The organism is Sporomusa sp. (genome assembly GCF_035561255.1).
GTDB lineage: Bacteria > Bacillota > Negativicutes > Sporomusales > Sporomusaceae > Sporomusa.
Map to the genome: position 1 here is coordinate 1 of NZ_DATMXX010000248.1, position 7,735 is coordinate 7,735.

A 7,735-nucleotide genomic window follows, 5' to 3' on the forward strand; every position below is an offset into this window, starting at 1 on the left:
GTATAATAAAGAATATAATTAGCAGGCAGTTATTTTTATCTGGCCTGATAGACTAGGATTCTACTAAACCACCGGTACTTCACGTCCGAATGTACTAACATCACTGTCAGTCGTATTGGAAGCTAATATTTGCGTTATGAAAAGGAGATTTTATGTATCAAAAGTCAATATTGCCCAACGGAATTCGAGTTGTTTCTGAAACAATCCCGTATGTTAAGTCTGTAACACTGGGTATCTGGATTGGAACAGGATCAAGGTTTGAAGAAGAGTATAATCATGGGATTTCCCATTTTATTGAGCACCTAATGTTTAAAGGTACTGTCAGACGTTCGGCAAAAGATATTGCCGAAACGGTAGATGCAATTGGCGGTCAACTCAATGCGTTTACTGCTAAAGAATATACTTGTTATTATTTAAAAGTTTTAGATTCGCATGCTGATTTAGCGATGGATGTTCTAAGTGACATGTTGCTCTCATCGAGGTTTGCAGAAGACGACATTGACAAGGAACGGCAGGTGGTACTTGAAGAGGTTCACATGTATGAGGATTCGCCAGATGAATTGGTGCATGATATTCATCTCGATACTACCTGGCCTAAGCATCCTCTGGGAAGGAATATTTTAGGGACAACTGATTCGATAGGCCGGTTTAATCGTAAGCTGGTAACAGATTATTGCCGGGAGTTTTATACCGCTGACAACGTGGTTATTGCTGCATCCGGCAATATAACACATGAAGAGTTAGTCAAGTTAGCGACACACTACTTTGCTGCTATGACGGGAAAAAAACGCGATCTGGCCATAACTGCACCAACGCTTACGCCAGCCAGAACTATTATTAGCAAAGATATTGAGCAGGTGCATGTATGCTTAGGTACGGTGAGTGTGCCACAGGATTATCCGGAAATATATCCTGTGTATATCATGAATAATATATTGGGTGGCGGGATAAGCTCCCGGTTATTCCAGGCTATTCGTGAAGAGCGTGGATTGGCTTACTCGGTATATTCCTATCAGAATAATTATAAAGATGCCGGGCTGCTTACTATATATGCCGGGACTCGTCCCAGCAATGTCAATGAGGTAATAAATCTTATTATGGATAACTTAAAGGAATTAAAGAATAATGGCATAAGCCAACAGGAGCTGGTTAAGTCTAAAGAACAAATAAAAGGGAGTTTATTGCTCGGCCTGGAGAGTTCCAGTAGCCGAATGTCGCGAATTGGTAAGATGGAAGTTGCGCTGGGAAAATTTGTTACATTGGATGAAGTAGTTGCCAAAATTGATAAAGTAACATTGCAGGATATTAATCAAATGGTTGAGCGGATGTTTACTACAGAAAACTTATGTTTTACTGCACTTGGTCCTGTTGATGCTAGCACTATCAACACTAATTTCAATTTATAGAAGGAGATATTATGGTTAGAGGTTTTCAAATAATTAGTCAGTACTTGGGCTGTGAAATCATCTTACCAGTTCGTAAAACCGCGTTAAGCGCCGGTTATGATCTTGCCGCAGGACAGGATGCTACTTTGCCCCCGGGAAAGGTTACCTTAGTACCTACAGGCCTTAAAGCTTATATGGCGAACGATGAATATCTCGGTATACATATTCGTTCCGGTTTGGCAGTTAAACAAAATCTGAGTTTAATCAACGGTCAGGGAATTATTGATGCGGATTATTATAATAACCCGGATAATGAGGGACATATTTTAATTGCTATCTATAATCATAATGACCAATCGGTGATGATAACAAAAGGAACTCGATTGGCTCAGGGTGTTTTCTATAAATATTTAATTGCTGATAATGACTGTCCCGGGGGTGAGCGCCTGGGCGGTTTAGGTAGTACTGGCCAATAAAACTTCAGGGGTATTCCCTTGAAGTTTTTTCATATTTTTTTTTTGTCTGCATATACATTGGTAGAAGTAGCTTGAGGGGTGGTTCTTTGTATACGTGGGCAACATTAATTGTGATTATTCTGGCTATTATGTGGTCAATCTGGCTTCGTGTTTGCCGCTGTCGTACTACGTTAGATAACTCACCACAAGTTGAACCAAGACCATCACCGTTTTCCACTGCTGTGCAGGAGTTGGTAGCTACTGCTGGAGGCGTCTATCTTTCTTTAGTAATGATTGTGTCATTTTTAAAACTTGAACTGCCTGAACGGATAACACTAAGTATACTTTCTTTCGATCCTCTGGCAATGACGGCTATTGGGGTTGCGGTAATTCAACCGGCCATTAGTAAACTATTTGGAAATAAGTAGGTGGATTTATGCGGATAAGTGAAATGACAGGTAAAGAAGTTATCAATTTAGGCGATGGTACTCGCTTAGGTACGATTGGTGAATGTGATCTGACCTTTGATAGTCATACCGGTGCTATCAGTGGATTAATACTGCCAAAACATAAAGCCGTATTTCAGTTTTTAAGCGACAATCAGATAACAACAATTCCCTGGCATTCTATTAAACGTATTGGTGATGAGGTTGTTATTGTTGATTTAAATAATGCCTATGATCGTATGTATTCAAGATTTGGGCGGGAATAAAAAATCAGGTGCTGGTTAAACCTAACATTAGACTAAATATCAGACTAATGTTAGGAGGCTTTACAATGACGACAACTAGTAATAACAATCAGGAAAATACCGTTAATCAAACAATGGTCCAGAATGAAGGTCAGGCAGGAAATGCCTTAGCTAATAGCTATTCCAATGCCCAGACCCAATCCCCGAGCTCTTCCGCAAAAACTCAGTCTGGAACCATGCAGGCGAGTGGACAAGGCGTTAAAAGCGTAATTGGCGTATTTAATTCCCGCGCTGACGCAGAAAAAGGTGTTAATGCACTTAGAGCGCAAGGTTTTACAACTGAAGAAATCAATATCGTTTCCAAAAATAAAAATAATCAAAAACAGCAACAGCAGGGAAGCGAATACTTTGAGGATGATATTACTGATGGTGCATTGACAGGCGGCACTTTAGGCGGTATTGGAGGCTTGCTTTTAGGTGCGGGTGCTTTGGCTATTCCGGGTGTAGGACCAATACTCGCGGCAGGTCCAATTGCTGCCGCTTTAAGCGGAGCGGTAGCTGGCGGTATTGCCGGCGGGTTGATTGATTGGGGAATTCCAGCAGAAGCTGGCAAACGTTATGAGCAGCAGGTAGCACAAGGCGGCATTCTTGCGATTATTCGCTCAGATGCTGCTAAGGTTAACCAGGCAGCTCAGATACTGCGGCAAAATGGTGCTAAAGATGTTGAAACTCACGAGCTAAAATAACCGGGCTTCCCGGCTATTTTAGCAGCGAGTATTACAGATTTCAATATTTATTGACAATACTGGAACCTTTATTATAAAATGTGTATAAAATGAATAAGCAACATCCTGTACAGGATGAAGTAGAGGTGCGGGAGTTAAGAGTACTTTCAGAGAGAGTGGCATCAATGACCTGAAAGGAAAGGGGCGACCGCCGAAGTAAGATAGACTGCCGGGTCTTCTTATTGGTCTTACATCAAATAGGTTTAAGACTGTCACCATTACTTGGTGGAGCGCTATCTCATCTGATTAAGGAAGATATATTTATATTTTCCTATTGATCAGAAAACGTTGCCGATACGGCAGCTGGTGAGAAAGCGCTCACTGGCTGCTTTTTTTATTAATAGGAGGTGGATAGCGCTTGATTAAAGTAATGGTTTGTGGCGCTTATGGTAAAATGGGACGGGAAGTCCTACAGGCAGTTTATCAAGATCAGCATTTGAGTATAGTGGGTGCAGTAGATACGAATTCTGATTTTGCCGATGTTGGGGATATAATTGGTGCAGGAAAGACGGGCGTAACTGTTGGCAATGATTTAGCTAACGTTATTAGTGAAACAAAACCGCAGGTAATGGTCGACTTTACTAATCCCAAATCGGTAATGAATAATGTCAGGGTTGCAATAAATAGCGGGGTATGCCCTGTGGTAGGAACTACCGGCCTGTCTGAAACCGATTTAGATGAGGTTCGACAGCTTTGTGCGGCTACCAAGGTTAATGCAATTATTTCACCTAATTTTTCCATAGGTGCTATTTTAATGATGAAACTATCGCAAGAAGCAGCAAAATACTTACCGCATGTTGAGATTATTGAGATGCACCATGACCAGAAACTTGATGCTCCTTCTGGTACGGCACTTAGAACTGCCGAGCTCATTGCAAAAGTGAGGGGTGAAATGACTCAAGGTCATCCGGCTGAGATAGAAAAATTAACAGGCTCTCGCGGTGGCGATTTAGCGGGAATCAGATTGCATAGTGTCCGTCTGCCAGGTTATGTGGCTCATCAGGAGGTTATTTTTGGCGGGTTAGGTCAAACTCTCACAATTCGTCACGACTCAATCTCGAGGGAATCATTTATGCCTGGTGTAGTATTGGCCTGTAAAAAAGTGCTGACTGTTGATGGATTAACTTATGGTCTTGAGGATCTATTGGGCTAAAGTATTATAAAGTAGTACATGATAACGTCAAACGTATGGGGGAGTTGTCTAAATGAGAAGATATAATGTAGCAATTTTAGGTGCAACAGGGGCTGTTGGACAAGAATTTTTAAGACTTCTTGAGGAACGGAATTTTCCCTTTAATGAATTAAGGCTATTAGCCTCTGAACGTTCAGCCGGAAAAGTTATCACCTTCATGGGGAAGGACTACATAGTTGAGGCGGCAAAACCAGACTCATTCAAGGATGTGCAAATTGCCTTGTTTGCTGGCGGTTCGACCAGCAAAACATTAGCGCCTGAAGCAGTCAAACATGGCGCTATTGTTATCGACAACTCCAGTGCATTCCGTATGGATCCGGAAGTTCCGCTGGTAGTACCGGAGGTCAATCCTGAGGCTATAAAGCAACATAAAGGAATTATTGCAAACCCGAACTGTTCCACCATTATTATGGTTATGGCGCTCAAGCCTATCCATAATGCTGTTAAAATAAAGCGGATTGTTGTTTCCACTTACCAGGCTGTCTCAGGTGCTGGCAAAGAAGCTATTGATGAACTGTCAAATCAGGTTACCGCAATTATGGAGAAACGGCCGGTTGAGGCGAATATACTGCCAAGTGCAAGCTTACCTAAGCACTATCAGATAGCCTTTAATCTGTTACCTCAGATTGATGTATTTGTCGAGGATGATTACACTAAAGAGGAAATGAAAATGGTACATGAAACTCATAAAATCTTGAATGACTTCAGTATTGGGATAACTGCAACGACAGTGAGGGTACCGGTATACCGCAGTCATTCGGAATCAATCAATATAGAACTCAACGGGCCACTGTCGCCTGGAGAAGCCAGGCAATTACTGGCTGGATTTCCTGGTGTTATTGTCCAAGATGATCCGGCAGAGATGGTATATCCGATGCCACTATATACTTCTGACCGCAATGAAGTATTTGTCGGCCGGATTCGCGTAGACAAAACTGTGCCTCACGGGTTAAATATGTGGGTAGTAGGCGATCAAATTCGAAAAGGTGCGGCGCTTAACGCTGTGCAGATTGCTGAGTACATGGTTGAGCATAATTTAATTTGAGGTGTAAAAGAAATGCGAATAATTGTCCAGAAGTTCGGGGGGACGTCAGTAGCGTCGCCCGAAGTACGGGAACTGGTAGTGCACAAGGTTAAACAAGCCCGCGAGCAAGGATTTAGCCCGGTGGTTGTAGTATCAGCAATGGGACGCAAGGGCGCCCCTTATGCGACAGACACTTTGATTGGTATTGCAAGAACAGCCTATAGAGATATTGCTGCCCGTGAGCTTGATCAGATTATGTATTGCGGTGAGATGATTTCAGCAGTAGTCATGGCTGGAACATTGCAGGCCGCTGGTATGGACGCCGTTATGCTTACCGGGGGAAACGCGGGTATTATTACTGATGCAAGCTTTAATAACGCCAGGATTCTGAAAAGCGATCCTACACGTATCATAACCCTCCTAAGACAGGGAAAAGTACCTGTTGTATGCGGCTTTCAGGGAATGACAAGTGACGGTGAGTTTACCACTCTGGGGCGGGGGGGCAGTGATACTACTGCTTCAGCCTTGGGGGCATCGCTAGATGCTGAGCTTGTAGAAATATATACTGATGTTGATGGAATCATGACAGCTGACCCAAGAATTGTTGATAATGCGAAGATTCTTGAGTGTATAAGCTACGCAGAGGTGTGTCAATTGGCTCATCAAGGTGCTAAAGTCATTCATCCCCGGGCTGTGGAAATTGCAATGCAAAAAAATATTCCTCTTGTAGTAAAATCAACTTTTTCTGACGCACCTGGTACATTAATCACAAATATTGCAAAAGAGGATAACGGCGGTGCAACCGTGATAGACAGGGTCGCTACAGGTGTCACGTATCTGACAAATATTGTTCAGATAAAAGTTCACCTTGATGAAACTATGGCAAGTGATGCAAGTTTCAAAGTATTTAAAACGCTTGCTGACAGTGGTATCAGTGTTGATCTGATTAACGTTCATCCAGGACAAATTATGTTTACAATTAATGCAGACCACGCTGAGAAAGCATCAGCAAAACTCAAACATCAAGGATATGAGATTGAAATTTTAGAGAATTGCGCTAAAGTGTCAGTCGTTGGTGGTGGAATGCGTGAGGTTCCTGGCGTGATGGCAAGTTTTATTGAAGCATTGTCACGTAACAAGATTGCTATTCTTCAGACCGTAGACTCTCATACTTCCATCTCAGTGCTTGTGCCGCAAAGTGATGTTGGAGCAGCCGTTAAATCACTTCATGAGAAGTTTGGTTTATCAAATTAAAAGGGGAGAGTTTGATGAGGAATTTCGGGCGGATTTTAACTGCAATGGTGACCCCGTTTAACGATGATGGTAGTGTCAACTATAGTGAAGCTGTTAAATTAGCTCAATACCTTGTAAACAATGGCTCAGATGGCATCGTTGTTGCTGGCAGTACTGGTGAAGCGGCAACACTGACTAATGATGAGAAGGTTAAACTTTACGCGACAGTGTTGGAAGCCGTGGGAGATAGGGCTACAATAATTGCTGGTACAGGTTCAAATGTAACCAGAGACTCTATTGAACTGACGAAGGTAGCTGAGAGAATCGGTGTGCATGGTGCAATGGTGGTTGCTCCCTATTATAATAAACCGCCACAGGAGGGGTTCTACCAACACTTTAAGGCTATTGCCGATTCCACAACCTTACCGCTTATTGTATATAATGTACCAGGCCGTACGAGTTCAAATATCTTACCTGATACAATTGCCCGGTTGGCCGAAATAAAAAATATTGTAGCTGTAAAAGAAGCAAGCGGCAGCTTAGATCAGATTTCCGAGATTATCCGTATTACCCCTAGTGATTTTTTAGTATATAGCGGTGATGATGTATTGACATTGCCGATACTAGCTGTAGGTGGAAATGGTGTTATTAGTGTGGCAGCTCATATTGTCGGGACCCGTATGCAGGAAATGGTAACTGCCTTCTATGATAAGGATATGGCTAAAGCTCAAGCGTTGCATCTGGAACTCTTGCCTTTCTTCCGTGTCATTTTTGTTACAACAAACCCAATACCTATCAAAGATGCGGTTAATCTTATCGGTATAAAAGCCGGTCCGGTCAGGCTGCCATTAATAGCACCAACTGTCGGCGAAACTGCGCAGCTTAAAAAGGTGATGCAATCTTTAGGTGTATTATAGATAATAGAAAACCGGTAGTGAAAGCTACCGGTTTTTTGTATGTAGAGACAGTA

The 7,735-nt window shown here is 42.4% G+C and carries 9 protein-coding genes and 1 riboswitch; all 9 genes read left to right on the forward strand.

The window, feature by feature from the left end:
- Window positions 1–152: 152 nt before the first annotated feature.
- Window positions 153–1,406, forward strand: a complete 1,254-nt coding sequence (locus VN379_RS14020; RefSeq protein ID WP_325534865.1) for a pitrilysin family protein — start codon at window positions 153–155, stop codon at window positions 1,404–1,406.
- A gap of 8 nt (window positions 1,407–1,414) precedes the next feature.
- On the forward strand, window positions 1,415–1,861 hold the full coding sequence (locus VN379_RS14025; RefSeq protein ID WP_325534881.1) for a dUTP diphosphatase: 447 nt from the start codon (window positions 1,415–1,417) through the stop codon (window positions 1,859–1,861).
- An 86-nt stretch (window positions 1,862–1,947) separates the two neighbouring features.
- Window positions 1,948–2,268, forward strand: a complete 321-nt coding sequence (locus tag VN379_RS14030; protein WP_325534867.1) for a hypothetical protein — start codon at window positions 1,948–1,950, stop codon at window positions 2,266–2,268.
- Between the two features lie 8 nt (window positions 2,269–2,276).
- On the forward strand, window positions 2,277–2,552 hold the full coding sequence (locus tag VN379_RS14035; RefSeq protein WP_325534869.1) for a YlmC/YmxH family sporulation protein: 276 nt from the start codon (window positions 2,277–2,279) through the stop codon (window positions 2,550–2,552).
- Window positions 2,553–2,617: 65 nt separating this feature from the next.
- Window positions 2,618–3,277, forward strand: coding sequence for a general stress protein (locus VN379_RS14040; RefSeq protein WP_325534871.1), 660 nt, complete (start codon window positions 2,618–2,620; stop codon window positions 3,275–3,277).
- A gap of 112 nt (window positions 3,278–3,389) precedes the next feature.
- A riboswitch (Lysine riboswitch) is annotated at window positions 3,390–3,560 on the forward strand.
- 114 nt (window positions 3,561–3,674) lie between these two features.
- On the forward strand, window positions 3,675–4,469 hold the full coding sequence (gene dapB / locus VN379_RS14045; RefSeq protein WP_325534873.1) for a 4-hydroxy-tetrahydrodipicolinate reductase: 795 nt from the start codon (window positions 3,675–3,677) through the stop codon (window positions 4,467–4,469).
- Between the two features lie 52 nt (window positions 4,470–4,521).
- Window positions 4,522–5,553, forward strand: coding sequence for an aspartate-semialdehyde dehydrogenase (locus VN379_RS14050; protein ID WP_325534875.1), 1,032 nt, complete (start codon window positions 4,522–4,524; stop codon window positions 5,551–5,553).
- A 12-nt stretch (window positions 5,554–5,565) separates the two neighbouring features.
- Entirely contained in the window at window positions 5,566–6,786 is a 1,221-nt protein-coding gene (gene dapG / locus VN379_RS14055) for an aspartate kinase (RefSeq protein ID WP_325534877.1), read from the forward strand.
- A 14-nt stretch (window positions 6,787–6,800) separates the two neighbouring features.
- Window positions 6,801–7,682 carry a 4-hydroxy-tetrahydrodipicolinate synthase gene (gene dapA, locus VN379_RS14060; RefSeq protein ID WP_325534879.1) on the forward strand — a complete coding sequence of 294 codons (882 nt, stop codon included), beginning with the start codon at window positions 6,801–6,803 and terminating at the stop codon, window positions 7,680–7,682.
- The last annotated feature ends 53 nt before the right edge of the window (window positions 7,683–7,735 follow it).